13 protein-coding genes are annotated in these 15,013 nt (G+C 53.5%); 3 read left to right on the top strand and 10 right to left on the bottom strand.

Annotation, left to right across the window (positions count from 1 at the left end):
- Nucleotides 1-12: 12 nt before the first annotated feature.
- Nucleotides 13-1,341 (top strand): D-serine ammonia-lyase, encoded by a 1,329-nt coding sequence (gene dsdA / locus OGV82_RS03485; protein ID WP_047460146.1) that lies wholly within the window; start codon nt 13-15, stop codon nt 1,339-1,341.
- Between the two features lie 12 nt (nt 1,342-1,353).
- On the opposite strand, the gene OGV82_RS03490 is transcribed toward dsdA, so the two are convergent.
- From OGV82_RS03490 to OGV82_RS03510, 5 genes are all read right to left on the bottom strand, one after another.
- A complete protein-coding gene (locus OGV82_RS03490) occupies nt 1,354-2,466 on the bottom strand; it encodes an anaerobic sulfatase maturase (RefSeq protein WP_180961899.1) in 1,113 nt (370 codons plus the stop codon).
- Nucleotides 2,463-2,825, bottom strand: a complete 363-nt coding sequence (locus tag OGV82_RS03495) for a DUF202 domain-containing protein (RefSeq protein ID WP_012000783.1) — start codon at nt 2,823-2,825, stop codon at nt 2,463-2,465. The genes OGV82_RS03490 and OGV82_RS03495 overlap by 4 nt, the downstream gene beginning before the upstream one ends.
- Nucleotides 2,815-3,162, bottom strand: a complete 348-nt coding sequence (locus tag OGV82_RS03500; protein ID WP_012000784.1) for a YidH family protein — start codon at nt 3,160-3,162, stop codon at nt 2,815-2,817. The genes OGV82_RS03495 and OGV82_RS03500 overlap by 11 nt, the downstream gene beginning before the upstream one ends.
- A 268-nt stretch (nt 3,163-3,430) precedes the next feature.
- Nucleotides 3,431-4,924, bottom strand: coding sequence for a sulfatase-like hydrolase/transferase (locus OGV82_RS03505; protein ID WP_058668309.1), 1,494 nt, complete (start codon nt 4,922-4,924; stop codon nt 3,431-3,433).
- On the bottom strand, nt 4,921-6,636 hold the full coding sequence (locus tag OGV82_RS03510) for a solute:sodium symporter family transporter (protein ID WP_047463838.1): 1,716 nt from the start codon (nt 6,634-6,636) through the stop codon (nt 4,921-4,923). The genes OGV82_RS03505 and OGV82_RS03510 overlap by 4 nt, the downstream gene beginning before the upstream one ends.
- Before the next feature lie 167 nt (nt 6,637-6,803).
- Between OGV82_RS03510 and OGV82_RS03515 the strand changes: the two genes are divergently transcribed.
- Entirely contained in the window at nt 6,804-7,697 is an 894-nt protein-coding gene (locus OGV82_RS03515; protein ID WP_047460139.1) for a helix-turn-helix transcriptional regulator, read from the top strand.
- Here the strand turns inward: OGV82_RS03515 and OGV82_RS03520 are convergent.
- Nucleotides 7,694-9,016, bottom strand: coding sequence for a 6-phospho-alpha-glucosidase (locus OGV82_RS03520; protein ID WP_047460135.1), 1,323 nt, complete (start codon nt 9,014-9,016; stop codon nt 7,694-7,696). The two genes, OGV82_RS03515 and OGV82_RS03520, sit on opposite strands and share 4 nt — an antisense overlap.
- On the bottom strand, nt 9,013-10,632 hold the full coding sequence (locus OGV82_RS03525) for an alpha-glucoside-specific PTS transporter subunit IIBC (RefSeq protein WP_101744158.1): 1,620 nt from the start codon (nt 10,630-10,632) through the stop codon (nt 9,013-9,015). Before OGV82_RS03525 ends, OGV82_RS03520 begins: the two co-directional genes overlap by 4 nt.
- Nucleotides 10,633-10,854: 222 nt before the next feature.
- Here OGV82_RS03525 and OGV82_RS03530 point away from each other — a divergent pair, with 222 nt between their 5' ends.
- Nucleotides 10,855-11,577 carry a GntR family transcriptional regulator gene (locus tag OGV82_RS03530; RefSeq protein WP_012000790.1) on the top strand — a complete coding sequence of 241 codons (723 nt, stop codon included), beginning with the start codon at nt 10,855-10,857 and terminating at the stop codon, nt 11,575-11,577.
- Here OGV82_RS03530 and OGV82_RS03535 read toward each other — a convergent pair.
- The 3 genes from OGV82_RS03535 to ibpB all read right to left on the bottom strand — a co-directional run bounded on the left by OGV82_RS03535 (nt 11,574) and on the right by ibpB (nt 14,774).
- Nucleotides 11,574-13,235 (bottom strand): putative transporter, encoded by a 1,662-nt coding sequence (locus OGV82_RS03535; protein WP_101744157.1) that lies wholly within the window; start codon nt 13,233-13,235, stop codon nt 11,574-11,576. The genes OGV82_RS03530 and OGV82_RS03535 overlap by 4 nt on opposite strands.
- Nucleotides 13,236-13,359: 124 nt before the next feature.
- Complete coding sequence (gene dinD / locus OGV82_RS03540) at nt 13,360-14,175, bottom strand: DNA damage-inducible protein D (protein ID WP_047460128.1); 816 nt, start codon at nt 14,173-14,175, stop codon at nt 13,360-13,362.
- Nucleotides 14,176-14,345: 170 nt separating this feature from the next.
- Complete coding sequence (ibpB, locus tag OGV82_RS03545) at nt 14,346-14,774, bottom strand: small heat shock chaperone IbpB (protein ID WP_047460126.1); 429 nt, start codon at nt 14,772-14,774, stop codon at nt 14,346-14,348.
- Nucleotides 14,775-15,013: the final 239 nt, after the last annotated feature.

Genomic DNA, 15,013 nt, shown 5'->3' on the forward strand with positions numbered 1-15,013 from the left:
AAGAGACGTATTATGGAAAACGCTAAAATGACTTCACTCATCGCTCAGTATCCTCTGGTAGAGGATCTGATCGCCCTCAAAGAAACGACCTGGTTTAACCCAGGCACCACCTCTCTTGCGGAAGGTTTACCCTATGTTGGTCTGACAGCGCAGGATGTACAGGATGCGCATGCCCGCCTGGCCCGTTTCGCGCCGTATCTGGCAAAAGCCTTCCCGGAAACCGCCGCAACCGGCGGGATTATTGAGTCTGAACTGGCGATCATCCCCGCAATGCAGCAGCGGCTGGAAAAAGAGTACGGACAGAAAATCAGCGGCGAACTTCTGCTGAAAAAAGACAGTCACTTACCGATTTCCGGTTCGATAAAAGCCCGTGGCGGGATTTATGAAGTGCTGGCCCACGCGGAAAAACTGGCGCTGGAGGCGGGTCTGCTGACGACCGAAGATGACTACAGCGTAATGCTTTCACCGGAGTTCAGGCAGTTCTTCAGCCAGTACAGCATTGCCGTGGGTTCAACCGGTAATCTGGGGCTGTCGATTGGCATTATGAGCGCCTGTATCGGCTTTAAGGTGACGGTGCATATGTCCGCCGACGCCCGCGCCTGGAAGAAAGCCAAACTGCGCAGCCACGGCGTAACGGTAGTGGAATACGAAGAGGATTACGGCGTAGCGGTTGAGCAAGGACGCAAAGCGGCACAGTCCGATCCAAACTGTTTCTTTATTGACGATGAAAACTCCCGCACGCTGTTTTTGGGCTATGCGGTGGCCGGGCATCGCCTGAAGGCTCAGTTTGCGCAGCAGGGGCGCGTGGTGGATGCCGACCATCCGCTGTTTGTCTACCTGCCGTGCGGCGTTGGCGGCGGCCCTGGCGGCGTAGCTTTTGGTCTGAAACTGGCATTTGGCGACAACGTCCACTGCTTCTTCGCCGAACCAACCCACTCTCCGTGCATGTTACTGGGCGTATATACCGGTCTGCATGATGCCATTTCCGTCCAGGAGATTGGCGTCGATAACCTGACGGCGGCAGACGGCCTGGCGGTGGGGCGCGCATCCGGGTTTGTAGGGCGGGCAATGGAACGTCTGTTGGACGGGCTGTACACCCTCGACGATCGGACGATGTACGACATGCTGGGTTGGCTGGCGCAGGAAGAAGGCATTCGCCTGGAGCCGTCCGCACTGGCGGGAATGGCCGGGCCGCAGCGTGTTTGCCGTTCGACGGATTACCAGCAGATGCACGCCTTCAGCGCTGAGCAGCTTAATCACGCCACGCATCTGGTATGGGCGACCGGCGGCGGTATGGTGCCGGAAGAAGAGATGGCGCAGTACCTGGCGAAAGGGCGCTAAACGTCACTGACCTTAACGCAGCATCGCCATCAGCTCCATCGGTGAGCGATGCTGTTTAATCAGATCCCGCATGACGCGCATATGCGGCGACGTGTGGTTAATAAACGCTTTATACCCGCCGCACAGCACGCTTTTCCCGCTTAAATCCCGATGCTTTGGACAATCACCGTTGCAGAATCGCAATAAGGCGCAGTCCAGGCAATCCGCCCCCAGCGTTGATTTTTTCTGCTGTCCAAATTCACTCGCCTGCGGGCTGGCATTCAGCATATGTAGCGGCGTTTGATGGATATTACCCAGCCGGAACGCCGGGTAGACATAGTGATCGCACTGATAGAGATCGCCGTTTGCTTCCAGGGCGAACGCGTGACCGCAGGTTTCGCTAAGCGCGCACATTTGTGCCGGATGCCCGCTCCACACGCCCAGCATCGAATCAAACAGTTGCACAAAAACGCGCCCAATATCTTCCCGAATCCAGAGATCAAACACATCGTTGAGAAAATGCCCCCAGTCTTCCGACGTCACGGAATCAGCGGTCAGTTTGTCGCTATCGTCATGTTCAACCAGCGGAATGAACTGAAGAAAAGGCGTGCCAAGCTGGCGAAGATAGCGATACATACGCGCAGGCTGCTGGCTGTTCAGCCGATTCACCACCACCAGCAGGTTGAAGTCCACGCGATGGGCAACCAGCCTTGCTATCGCTTCCACCACCTTATGATGCGTTGGTTTTCCACTACGGCTAACGCGGTAAACATCATGTAAATCGGCGGGGCCATCCAGTGAGATACCGACCAGCCAGCCATTATCGCGTAAGAATCGGCACCACTCGTCACTGAGTAAAATGCCGTTAGTCTGGAAGGTATTCTGGATGCGTTTCCCCTCTCCATAGCGTTTTTGCAACGCGACCACGCGGTGAAAAAAATCGAGTCCACACAGCGTCGGCTCTCCGCCCTGCCAGGCAAACAGCACATCATCAACCGGCTGTGCGGCAATATGCTGGCAAATAAAAGCCTCTAAGGTCGCGTTATCCATAACGGGTTGAGAGGGTTTATCGATATAAAAACAGTAATGGCAATCAAGGTTACAACGTGAGCTGGCCGGTTTAGCCATGACCTGACATCCTGTCATGCAACATCCCTAATAAAGACGATAAGTTGACGAATATGCGTTACAGCAAACAGTATTGCGAGGGACAACACCGCGAGAGAGATCAAAAATTTGTCACGCACGGCGCGAGATTCGGAAAAATCACTGTGCGCCACATCCATCAGGTTACGGCTGCGGGTATAGCGCCAGAGGATGAGCGCGACAATCGCCAGCACGCCAATAGAAACCCAGAACAGAAACCCCGCCTGATGCCAGTTATGTTTCAGCGCCAGCGCCATCAATGCGCCATAGCCTAACAGGGTACGAAACCAGGCCAGCGACGTGCGCTCCGGCTGTAGACCGGGATCAACCTGACGGCGGGCTTTGCGGCTATCCGGCATACAACACCAGCGCCATGACAATCACCGCAACAATCATCAGCATCAGGCTGATTATCATCAGGCTATGGGTGTACGGCAGGTCTTCTTTCAGACGCATCGCTTTTTCGTTGCGTAGCCAGCGCAGATAGCCATAAATCGCCAGGCCGCCCGCAAAGAGACACAGCAGCAGCGCCAGCAGTTCGCGAATCACCGGCGTGGCGAAGTCCGGTGCGAGTTGGTCAAGCCCGACGCCCGCCGCCAGAAACCCCAGCGCGGTGCGAATCCACGCCAGAAAGGTACGCTCATTTGCCAGCGAGAAGCGGTAATCCGGCGCTTCTCCGAGGCGGGAAATCTTCATGACGGCTCCTTTAAATTATTGCCGGATGGCGGCGTAAACGCCTTATCCGGCCTACGGTATTACGCTTTTGTAGGCCCGGTAAGCGCAGCGCCACCGGGCATCATTATTGCCGGATGGCGGCGTAAGCGCCTTATCCGGCCTACGGTATTACGCTTTTGTAGGCCCGGTAAGCGCAGCGCCACCGGGCATTATTATTGCCGGATGGCGGCGTAAGCGCCTTATCCGGCCTACGGTATTGCGTTTTTGTAGCGCCACCGGGCATAACGCATCAAAACTTCTGCTTTTTCTCTTCTACTTTCACGCCTTGCGTGGGCAAACCGGTATCGTAATCACGTACCACCGGAGAATAACCGTCTTGCGGACGTGGGCGGAATGCCCCCATCCAGCGCGGCCGGGCATCTTTACGCCACGGACGCAGGCTCCACTGATACGTGCGGAACGGGTCGCGGATTTTATCCATGTAATCCAGCAGCGCGTCGTGCATCTGACTGCGAACACCGGCAAATTCCGGCGCAGCAATCAGATTATGCAGTTCATCCGGGTCATTACGCCTGTCGTACAGCTCATCGCTGGTAAACAGGTTCAGCACCAGCTTCCAGTTATCCGTCACCCAGCAGCGCACCGGAATAAAGCCGCCAAAGCTGTCATGCTCGATCTCATAGCGGTTGAACTCCACCATCACCCCGCGCGGCGCTTCAACGGCCAGGATGTTTTCACCCGGAAGAATATCGGGCTTATCAATCCCCGCCAGCGCCATCATCGTAGGCAGCAGGTCAATATGGCTGACCGGCGTATCGATCTGCTGCGGCGCTCCCTGCGGCGGGCGCATAATCAGCGGGATGCGGGTAATGTCATCATACATTGCCGCCCCTTTGCTGATGAGTTTGTGCGCCCCCATCATTTCACCGTGATCGGAGGTATAAATCACCCAGGTATTCTCACGTTGTTCCGGGGTTAACGCATTGATCACCCGCCCAATCTGATCGTCAACAAAGTCATTGCAAGCAAAGTAGAGCGGATGATGATAACAGCCATCATCGCCCACCGGAGACGGCATCGCCTGCGCCCATAGCCGATGGTGCTCAGGTTTATTGCTCAGCGAATCCTGCGCCTTCGCGCCCAGGTCATAATAAAAATCCTGATACTTCTCCAGATACTCAACCGGACAGGTAAACGGATGATGCGGCTCATCATAAGAGACCACCATCAGGAACGGTTCGTCATCTCTCGCTGGCTGATGGAGAAAATCAACCGCCCGGTTGCTGATGCGATACGCCCAGGTAAAGGTCTCATCAATATTATTGGTCTGCAAATCCTCAATACTGTTTAGTCCGTTACGCCACAGGCTGATTTCATTCTCCGTCAGTTCAGAAAGGTAGTTCGCGCCGTCATACCAGTAGTCGGCATCCCACTCAGGCGGGCACTCGCCGGTGCCAAAGTAATCGTGCCCGTCGAGGTGCCATTTGCCGATATAGCAGGTGTGGTAGCCTGCATCCTTAAAATAACGCCCCATCGTGGAGATGTTCTTCCCCGGCGCGACGTTGTTCGTCCACGGGCCGGACTGATTGGCATAAATACCGGTAAAAAGCCCCGCGCGGGCTGGCGTACACACCGGCGAGCAGGTATACGCGGAGTTAAAGCGAATCCCTTCAGCGGCCAGGCTGTCAATATGCTGCGTGTTCAGTGGCTTACCGCTATAGCAGCCCACCATATTGGTCGCCTGTGTATCGGTCATAATGAACAGAAAATTCGGACGGGTCATGCTTTATCCTTAGCGTCAGAAACATAAACCACAGGCGCGGAATGGCGCGTCTGCCATGAGCTGTAAATCAGGTAAACAACCACCGCAGCGGTGATGGCGTAGCTGAGAATGGTCAGCCACTGGGTCTGATAGCCACCGAACTGCGCCAGACCAGAATAGACGCCAATCATCGCGAACAGGACGCCAACGGCGGCGATCTTCACGTTTTTCCACGGTTTCATGTCAACCGCAAACGCATCATGAAATTTAAACGGCGTTGCACGCGGCTTAATCACGCCAATGAGCAACATCACCACGACGTTGATACAGAAGGTGCAGGCCAGCACATAGAGGAAATGAAAATCAAATTTCACCAGGTAGTTGATGGTGATGTAACTGACAATACCGAGTCCCATTGCGACCTTCGCAGCCAGCGCCGGAATACGCGGGAAGAAAAAGCCCATAATAACAATGGTCACCAACGGCACGTTATAAATCCCGTTGAGCTGTTTCATCCAACTGTAGAGCCCTTGCGGCGCATAGGCGATCCACGGCGCCACCAGCACGGAGATCACGGCCACAATAAAGCCAAAGCGACGACCAACAGTGACCAGTTTATCGGGGCTGGCCTGTTCATTAATCAGTCGGCGATAGATACCGAGGCTAAACAGGGTCGAAGCACTGTTCAAAAAACCGCAGAATGCGCTGATAATCGCGCCAAACAGCACCGCGCTAAAAAAGCCAATCAGCGGCAGCGGCATCACTTTGTTCACCAGCGCCGGGTAGGCCATGTCTGCTTTCGGTAGATCCTGAAAGAGATGAAAAGCGATAACGCCCGGCAGCACCAGAATCAGCGGGTCCAGCATCTTCAACACCGCCGTAAGCAGCGCCCCTTTTTGCCCTTCCGATAAACTTTTTGATGCCAGCGTACGCTGAACGATCCCCTGGTTGGTGCACCAGTAGAACGTATTGACCAGGATAAGCCCGGTCAACGCCGCGCCAATCGGCACCGGATCGTTGCTGCCGCCAATCGAGTTCAGCATCTGGCTGTGATCCTGGGTTAAACGCGTAATACCTTCGCTCAGACTGCCTTTCCCCATCGCCATCAGACCAAACAGCGGCACCATCAGGCCGCCAATCACCAGGCCGATACCGTTAATCACATCGGCAATGGCAATCGCCCGCATCCCACCGACGACAGCATACAGGATGCCGCTAATCCCCAGCACGACAGCCATCAGCCAGATCGCCGTATGTTGTGAAATACCAAAGGTTTCAGTGACATGAAACATGCTGTTAAAGGCAAGCGCGCCGGAATACAGAATGATGGGTAAAAAACAGATTCCCGTCGCAATCAAAAAACAGCAATCGATAATGATGCGGGTGGTTTTGTCATAGCGCTCTTCAATAAAATCCGGGATCGTTGCAATGCCGCGTTGCAGATAGCGTGGCAGAAAGATCAGCGCCAGAAAAATAAGCGGAATTGCGGAGATGACTTCCCATGCCATTACCGACATACCGCTGCGGTAAGCCTGGCCGGTTAATCCCACCAGTTGTTCCGTTGAGAGGTTAGTTAACATCAGCGAGGCGGCAATAACCGGCGCTTTTAACGAACGTCCCGCCAGAAAATATCCCTGCTGCGAACCGGTATCCGCTTTTCGTAACTTCCACCAGGTGATAACCGCCACCAGTAGCGTAAAACCAACAAAGCTCAAAATTTGTAGCGTATTCATCTCATAGCCCTTGTTTTTCATTATGTCCCGGCAGCGGTAGGGTCAACACGAGGTAAAGCGTGCCGGGTCAGGCAGTCAGATTTCTTAATTACAAACATCGCCTCCCTGAAGCATTCACTTTCTGTTATGTTCAGGTTGTGGGCATCATTCTCCGGCGAGAAAATAAAATGAATGGAAACTTGCTAAGTTCGCATGTAAAAAACGAAACTACGTACAATATTCCCCTGCTGATTAATGAAAATGTGATCTCCAGCGGAATTTCATTGATCTCGCTGTGGCATACCTACGCTGACGAAAATTACCGTGTTATATGGCCGCGAGATAAGAAAAAGCCGCTAATCGCCAATTCGTGGGTCGCGGTCTATACCGTACAGGGGTGCGGGAAAATCCTGCTGAAAGACGGCGAGCAAATTACATTAAACGGCAACTGCATTATCTTTTTAAGACCCACCGATATACAGTCTTACCATTGCGAAGGTTTATTGTGGGAGCAATACTGGATGGAATTTACCCCAACCAGTATTATGGATATTCCTATCCGACAACAAAGCGTTATTTATAACGGTGACGTTTATAATCAGGAACTGGCCGAAGTTTCACAATTAATTACCCGCCCGGAACCGATTAAAAATAATCTCGCCGTCGCGTTTCTCACGAAAATTATTTATCAGTGGATTTGTCTTATTGACTCAAACGGGAAAAAAGACCCACAACGCATACAGGTTGAAAAGTTAATTGCAGCGTTACATGCCAGCCTGCAACGCCGCTGGAGCGTGGCGGATATGGCCGCCACGATCCCCTGTAGCGAAGCCTGGCTGCGTCGTCTGTTTTTACGCTATACCGGGAAAACACCGAAAGAATATTATCTGGATGCCCGGCTGGAACTGGCATTATCGCTGTTAAAACAGGAAGGGAATTCGGTGGGTCAGGTAGCGGATATGCTCAACTTCTTTGACTCATTTCATTTCAGCAAAGCATTTAAGCATAAATTTGGCTACGCGCCGTCGGCGGTGTTGAAACATCCTGACCGGCACCCGCTGGATGCCGGTCAACAAGATTAGTGCAGTTCAGGCCAGTATTCTTTGTTGGCTTCAATCAGATCATCAAGAATCGCTTTGGCGACAGACGCGCTCGGCACGGTTTTGGAGAGCGTAATCGCCTGCCACAGACGCTGATAGGAGCGATGCTCCCAGGCATCGACCACCAGTTTCTCGACGGCCACCTGCTGGCTCATCAGCCCTTTCTGGAACTGCGGAATATCGCCAACCGTCAGAGGTTCCGGCCCGTTATGCCCCACCAGGCAAGGGATCTCCACCATCGCTTCATCATCAAAGTTATGAATCGCCCCGTTGTTTGGCACAATCAGCAGCATCCGTTCCTGCGTATTAAAGGCGATTGCCGTTGCCAGATCGACGATATAAGACGCATGTTCATCAATTTCCAGCTCGCCAGCGGAGGAGTGGCCTGCTTCAATAATCGCGCGGCAGGAGCCAAATACCTGTTTTTCACGGTGGTCCATCACCTCATTAGCACGCGTGCGCGCCGGGTTCGAGTGCTGCACCACATAGTCCGGGAACAGATAGTATTTCAGATAGGTATTCGGCATGGTGTCCGGGTCCAGCGCCTGCACATCCTTCGCTTTGGCGAACGTATCATTCCAGCTCGCTTCAGTATGCGGATCGTTAGATGGCGGAACATAACCGTGTTTCGCGACGTATTCCCGCAGTTTCGGCATCAGGTCGTTACCCTGCAAGTCCTCAATCGACGTCCACCAGCCAAAGTGGTTCAGCCCGTAATAACGCACGCGCATTTGCTTACGATCTTGCAGGCCGACAATCTGCGCCATCCGCCCTTCAATGCCGATCGGCATATCACAGATATTGAGGATTTTGGCGTTCGGGCGCAGACGGCGCGTCGCCTCGGCCACTATCGCCGCCGGGTTGGAGTAGTTCAGCATCCACGCGTTCGGGGAGTATTTCTCCATGTAATCCACCAGCTCCAGTACGCCGCCAATAGAACGCATCCCATACGCAATCCCGCCCGGACCACAGGTTTCCTGGCCTAATACGCCATGGCGCAGCGGGATTTTTTCGTCTTTTTCCCGCATCGGGTATTTGCCCACGCGGATATGCGCCATCACGAAATCAACATCGGTAAACGCTGCTTCGGGATCGGTGGTGTAACTAAACTCAATCTCCGGCGCCTGCTCTTTAAGGATGATTTTGCACGCTTCGGCAATCACTTCCTGGCGAGCGCCGTCGTTGTCATAGAATTTCAGCGCGCGAAGCGGAAAACGGTCCTGGTTTGCCAGCAACATCAATACGATGCCCGGCGTAAATGTGCTGCCGCCGCCTGCGATAACCACTGAGAATTTTTTCATGATACTGCCTCCGTCATGGGGATTTGTTCGGTCGATAAGGGGGATTTCATTAGCGTTTCAAGCTGGTCACGCACCTGGGGCACATGCAGGCCGACAATCACCTGGATGCCATTGCCACGGCGAACCACGCCGTGCGCGCCCAATGCTTTAAAGACGTCATCACTCTGGGTCTGCGCCATATCGTGGAGCGCGATACGTAAGCGCGTGGCGCAGTTATTAATGCTTTCGATATTGCCCGCGCCGCCCAGCGCCTGGAGGAACCCAGCTGCCTGCCCAAGTTTTGCGTCCGGCGCGGGCGCCGTTGTCTGTCCACGCGCAGCCTTGTAATCCGCTTTGCTGTAGAGTCTGACTTCACTCTCTTCACGACCCGGCGTTTTCAGGTTGAAGCGCAGGATCAGGGTGCGGAAAACCACAAAATAGAGGGCGGTGAATGCCAGCCCGATGCCTATCTGGGTAAACATCATTCCGGCATGGTTGTGGAACATCGGGATCCAGTTTTGCGGTAAGAACTGATCCAGCAGTCCGCCGCCCATATTTCCTACCACGCCGCAGATATACATCATCGTCGCCATTGAGGCCGCCATCACCGCGTGTACGGCAAACAGCAGCGGAGAGATAAACAGGAAAGTGAATTCCAGCGGTTCCGTGATGCCCACCAGTACAGCGGTTAACGTGGCGGGGATCAGCAAACCGGCGACCTTCACCCGGTTTTCTGGCGATGCGGTGTAATAGAGCGCCAGCGCAATCCCGACGGAGCCAAAGATTTTTGAGTTACCGTGTAGGGCAAAACCGCCTTCCGGGAATAACGTCTTCAGCGATTCCGTGCTCTGGCTGAACGCCTGCATATGTTGCGCCCAGTAAACCTGAATGCCACCTTCTACCGCCGCCGGGCCAAAAATGAAGGGGCCATAGACGAAGTGGTGCAGCCCTGTCGGGATCAGAATACGTTCGAGGAAGGTGTAGACCCACACGCCCAGCGCGCCCGCTGAACGCAGGAAAGCCTGTAGGGATTCAATGCCCATCTGCACTTTTGGCCAGCCGAGTAGCGTCAGCCAAGCGCAGGGGATCATCACCAGGAACGCGATAATCACCACAAACGACGTGCCCTGAAAAATACCGAGGAACACGGGCAACGGCTTATCGAAATAGCGGTTGTGCAGCGCGGTGACGATGCCCGAAATCATAATGGCGCCGATAATGCTGGTATCGAGCGTTTTTATTCCGGCCATCATCGTCAGACCGCTGCCTGCCGTCGGATCTACGCTGAAGTCCACGCCGAAAAAATGACCCCAGGTCATGCCCATGGCATTAATGAAATAGTTCCATGTCAGGAAGCTGACCAGCACCGCCAGACAAGCTCGGCCTTGCGCCTGTTTAGCCAGGCCAATCGGCAAGCCGACGGCGAAAATCAGCGGCATATTACGGAAAACCGTCCAGCCGCCCTCTTCAATAATATGAACGATTTGCGCAAATAAACTGTTGGGATCGGTCAGCGCTTCGCCAACAAAAAGCGGGTTGCGCAGCATGATAGCGATACCCACGACGATACCGGCGAACGGGAACAGCAGTACCGGGGTAAACATAGCGCCGCCAAAGCGTTGTATTTGACTGAGCATTTTTACATCCTCATATAACAACCAGTAGGGAGAGGCCTTTTTTGTAGTGATTGCTGGCCTGATACGAGAATAGGTAGTTGCGATTCTGAGAACATGACGCGCCGCTTCGATTCGTGATCGCATTCATGGTTTTAATTCAGTCAATGATGTCTACTTTTTACATAAAAGTTAGACATCAAAAGGTTCGTAGCGCGGAAATTAAAGGGAAAAAGAGGTCTGGTAGTGATCTACAAATCGATAGCGGAACGACTAAGAATCCGGCTCAACTCATCTGATTACAACATCGGTAGCCCGTTGCCTGGTGAAAAAAAGCTGGCGGAAGAGTTTGCTGTGTCACGAATGACCATCCGCAAAGCCGTCGATATGCTGGTGGGATGGGGACTGGTGGTGCGGCGGCACGGGAGCGGCACATACGTGGCGCGTAAAGACGTTCATCATGAAACCACCAACCTGACCGGACTGGCGGAAGTGCTGCGGCGTCAGGGAAAAGAGGTCACCAGCCAGGTGCTGGTATTTGAAGTGATGCCTGCGCCCCCCGCCATTGCCAGCCAGTTGCGGATTCAGATCAACGAACGTATCTACTTTTCCCGCCGCGTGCGCTATGTGGATGGCAAACCGCTGATGCTGGAAGACAGCTATATGCCCGTCAGGCTGTTCCGTAACCTCTCGCTGATCCACCTGGAAGGGTCGAAATTTGATTATATTGAGAAAGAGTGCGGCATCACCATCAGTGGCAACTATGAAAGCCTGACGCCTGTACTGGCCGATAAACAGCTCTCCGCGCAAATGAACGTCCCCGAGCAAACGCCGCTACTGCGGATCACATCACTTTCTTACAGCGACAGCGGGGAGTTTTTGAATTATTCGGTCATGTTCAGAAATGCCAGCGAATACCAGGTGGACTACCATTTACGGCGCGTCCACCCGGATGCAAACCTGACCTAGCCTAACCCCCAGAAAAGCACCGCCAGCAGTTGTGGGGTGATAATCCGCAGGAACATTACCAGTGGATAAACAGTGGCGTAGGAGAGCGCCGCCGCGCCGCTGGTGGCATGCAGGTTGTTAGCGAACGCCAGTGCAGGCGGATCGGTCATTGACCCCGCCAGCATCCCGCATAGCGTCAGGTAGTTCATTTTGGCAAAGATACGTGCCAGAAGACCGACGGTAATCAGCGGAATGGCAGTAATAAAGATGCCGTAACCAATCCAGCTCAGACCATCACCCTGAGTCAACGTATCAATAAAGTCACCGCCAGATTTCAGCCCGACCACCGCGAGAAACAGCACGATCCCCAGCTCACGCAGCGCCAGGTTGGCGCTTGGCGGCATAAACCAGTACAGCTTGCCGATGCTGCCGATACGTCCCAGAATTAGCGCCATGATCAACGGCCCGCCCGCCAGTCCCAGCTTTAACGCTACCGGGAATCCAGGGACAAACAACGGAATCGACCCCAACAGCACGCCCAGACCAATACCGATAAACACCGGTAACATCTGCACCTGTTGCAGTTTTTGCTGGGCGTTACCCACAACATTGGCCACCGCATCAATTGAAGAGGGACGGCCAACCAGATTGAGGATGTCACCGAATTGCAGGCTGGCGTCGCTACTGGCCACCAGCTCTACGCCCGCACGGTTCAGACGGGAGATCACCACGTCATAGCGCTCTTTAAAATGGAGGTCGCGAATGCGTTTTCCGAGCACTTTTTCGTTAGTAACCACGACGCGTTCAACGCGCAAATCCGTCCCTCGCGTTGAGAGCGAGGTGTCCACCTCCTGACCAATGACCAACTGCGCGTTATGCAGATCGGCGGGCTGTCCCACCAGATGCAGCAGGTCGCCCGACTGGATGATCGTTCCCGGTGAAGGCACCATCAGCGTCTCGTCGCGTTTCAGACGCGAACAGATGATTTTATCGCTGTTCAGGATGGGCACATCCTGGATCGCCATATTGTTGAGATTCGGGTTCTCAACACGGATATTCATGGTCTGGATTAACGAGTGTCCATTGCTAAGCGTGTCTTCATGCTGCTTCGCTTCCGCCTCCACGTTGACGCGAAAAATCATCCGCATCAGCCACATGGTGAGCAAAATACCGCAAATCCCGAAAGGATAGGCCATCGCATAGCTCATCCCCATCTGATCTACCGCTTCCATTGGCGTTCCCAGATCGCGCAGAATTTGCTGCCCGGCCCCCAGCGCTGGCGTATTGGTGACCGCGCCGGAGAAAATCCCCAGCACCACCGGTAGCGGGATAGCGAAGATTTTATGCAGAATGGCGGTAACCAGCCCACCGATAATGACAATCAGGATGGCAAAGAGATTAAGGCGCAGCCCTGAGACGCGCAGAGAGGCAAAGAACCCCGGCCCCACCTGAATACCAATGGTGTAAACGAAGAGTATCAGGCCGAATTCCTGGATAAAGTGCAGCATGTCACTGCTCAGCGTCATCCCGGCCTGATCGACAAAGTGGCCGACGATAATCCCGCCGAACAGTACGCCGCCAATGCCAAAACCGACACCCCGCACCTTGATATTGCCGATCCACAACCCGACAACCGCCACCAACGCCAGAACGCTGACCGTCAATGCTATATCACTCATCTTCTTTTCCCTGTGAATAACATTTCAATTTACGTGGATTATGACTGAACCGTTCAGGCATATATGCAGCATGGCGCACATTATCACGTTACAACGCCCCTGAGATGCCCGCTGCAAGGGCGTTTCAGGTCTTTTTCTTAATAGAAATCTGAAGTTGCTGAATGCTTTTTTCTGGTAAAGGCAGCGCTTCAGGCATTGTTCCCCCCAGATCCTCGATGGTCTGGCGGACTTTACGCCCGACATTGTAATGCGTTTGGTTGGCCTGCTGCTTCGTATTAACAGAATCCCTACGCAGCTTTTCTTCCGTTTGAGTCGCCCGAAAAAGGTTCGCCGCCAGTTCAGTTGAACCCATATGGTCGAGTATTTTTTGGTTTTTCTTCAATCCCTTACGTTCATGGATGGCTCGCTGATCCAAACCACCATACAGCCCCTTGTAGCCATGGTTCTGGAAGATAGCAAAGTCAAAAGTGGTCTCGACACCAGCCTGCTGAGCAGTTTCAACCAGATGCTTATTATGTTCTTTCAGTTCATTGCGTAAAAACAGGCGCTTTTCATCTTCGCGCAAGGACTTAAAAGCGGCATCATCGGCCAATTCCTGGCGTCGGGTTTGAATGGCAAAGTACGTTTGCCCTGCCGCAATGACGGGTTTTGAAGGGTCCCCATTCTGAACGACCAGATAGCAGGCGTAGCGGGATAACTTCATATCTTTCAGTTCCCGACACGCACCGGAACCAATCCGTACCATAGCGAGGATCTCCTCGAAATGGTCGCAGGCTAACTGGCCGCTGGTACGGCATGATTCCACAGCTTTTTTCAGCACGGGTACAAAATGCCGATACTCTGAATATTCAAGAGCCTTAGCCAGTGCGCGCGCTGACCAAAACTCAGTACCCTGATCATCAAGCTGTTTCATTACTTCAAATGGTTGATGCTCACTCATAAAAACATTCCTTCGTTAAAGAGCTTTTGTACTGGATATTTTTACAGTGAAACATCTATTACAACAACGTGATTTAGTGTGCTTTCACGCACAAAAATGCCCCGTCATTGCTGGCGGGGCGATTTGCCGGATGGCGGCTACGCCTTATCCGGCCTACAGGTAGTCCTGGATTAGCTATTTAACGCGGGACGTTCGCTAATGGCGATACGCTGCGGAGCGATGGTTTCCGGCTCGTTGCGGGTTAAATCAATGTGCAATAACCCATTGGTGAAGGTCGCGCCGCTGACCTCCATATTTTCTGCCAGAGTAAAACTCAGACTGAATGGCTGTGTCACCAGCCCCTGATGCAACCATTTGGTTTCTTTTTCCGGCTGCGCTGGCGTGCCTTTTACGGTCAGGCGCGTGCCTTCCAGCTGAATATCCAGATCTTCCTGACGGAAACCGGCTAACGCGAGGGTAATGCGGTAGTGGTTGTCATCGCTTTTTTCAATGTTATAGGGCGGGAAGCTCTGGCTTTCACCGGTGTTTTGCAGGGCGTTGGCCAGTTTGTCAAAACCGATCCATTGACGCAGCAGTGGGGATAAATCGTAATTACGCATAATAATAATCTCCTTCTAAGAAGCGAGTAAATACCCGTCATACTTCACGCCGCAGATGCGTTGTCTGCGCTCGCTCACCCCAGTCACGTACTTTTGTACGCTCCCGGGGATTTGCTTGCTTGCCGCCTTCCTGCGACGCAAATTATTTAGGGTATATTATTGCCAGCGAATCCTCAGATTCGCATATGCTCCCTGACGGCGAGCACGGGGATAACAGGCCGCCGACGGCGACCTGACTG

The organism is Citrobacter sp. CK191 (genome assembly GCF_030333435.1).
Classification (GTDB): domain Bacteria; phylum Pseudomonadota; class Gammaproteobacteria; order Enterobacterales; family Enterobacteriaceae; genus Citrobacter_B; species Citrobacter_B koseri.

Coding starts and splice junctions, on each gene's coding strand:
- OGV82_RS03520 (WP_047460135.1), bottom strand. CDS start 9,016: ATGAAAAAATTCTCAGTGGTTATCGCAGGCGGCGGCAGCACATTTACG.
- dinD (WP_047460128.1), bottom strand. CDS start 14,175: ATGAGTGAGCATCAACCATTTGAAGTAATGAAACAGCTTGATGATCAG.
- OGV82_RS03515 (WP_047460139.1), top strand. CDS start 6,804: ATGAATGGAAACTTGCTAAGTTCGCATGTAAAAAACGAAACTACGTAC.
- OGV82_RS03490 (WP_180961899.1), bottom strand. CDS start 2,466: ATGACAGGATGTCAGGTCATGGCTAAACCGGCCAGCTCACGTTGTAAC.
- OGV82_RS03510 (WP_047463838.1), bottom strand. CDS start 6,636: ATGAATACGCTACAAATTTTGAGCTTTGTTGGTTTTACGCTACTGGTG.
- ibpB (WP_047460126.1), bottom strand. CDS start 14,774: ATGCGTAATTACGATTTATCCCCACTGCTGCGTCAATGGATCGGTTTT.
- dsdA (WP_047460146.1), top strand. CDS start 13: ATGGAAAACGCTAAAATGACTTCACTCATCGCTCAGTATCCTCTGGTA.
- OGV82_RS03505 (WP_058668309.1), bottom strand. CDS start 4,924: ATGACCCGTCCGAATTTTCTGTTCATTATGACCGATACACAGGCGACC.
- OGV82_RS03495 (WP_012000783.1), bottom strand. CDS start 2,825: ATGCCGGATAGCCGCAAAGCCCGCCGTCAGGTTGATCCCGGTCTACAG.
- OGV82_RS03535 (WP_101744157.1), bottom strand. CDS start 13,235: ATGAGTGATATAGCATTGACGGTCAGCGTTCTGGCGTTGGTGGCGGTT.
- OGV82_RS03525 (WP_101744158.1), bottom strand. CDS start 10,632: ATGCTCAGTCAAATACAACGCTTTGGCGGCGCTATGTTTACCCCGGTA.
- OGV82_RS03500 (WP_012000784.1), bottom strand. CDS start 3,162: ATGAAGATTTCCCGCCTCGGAGAAGCGCCGGATTACCGCTTCTCGCTG.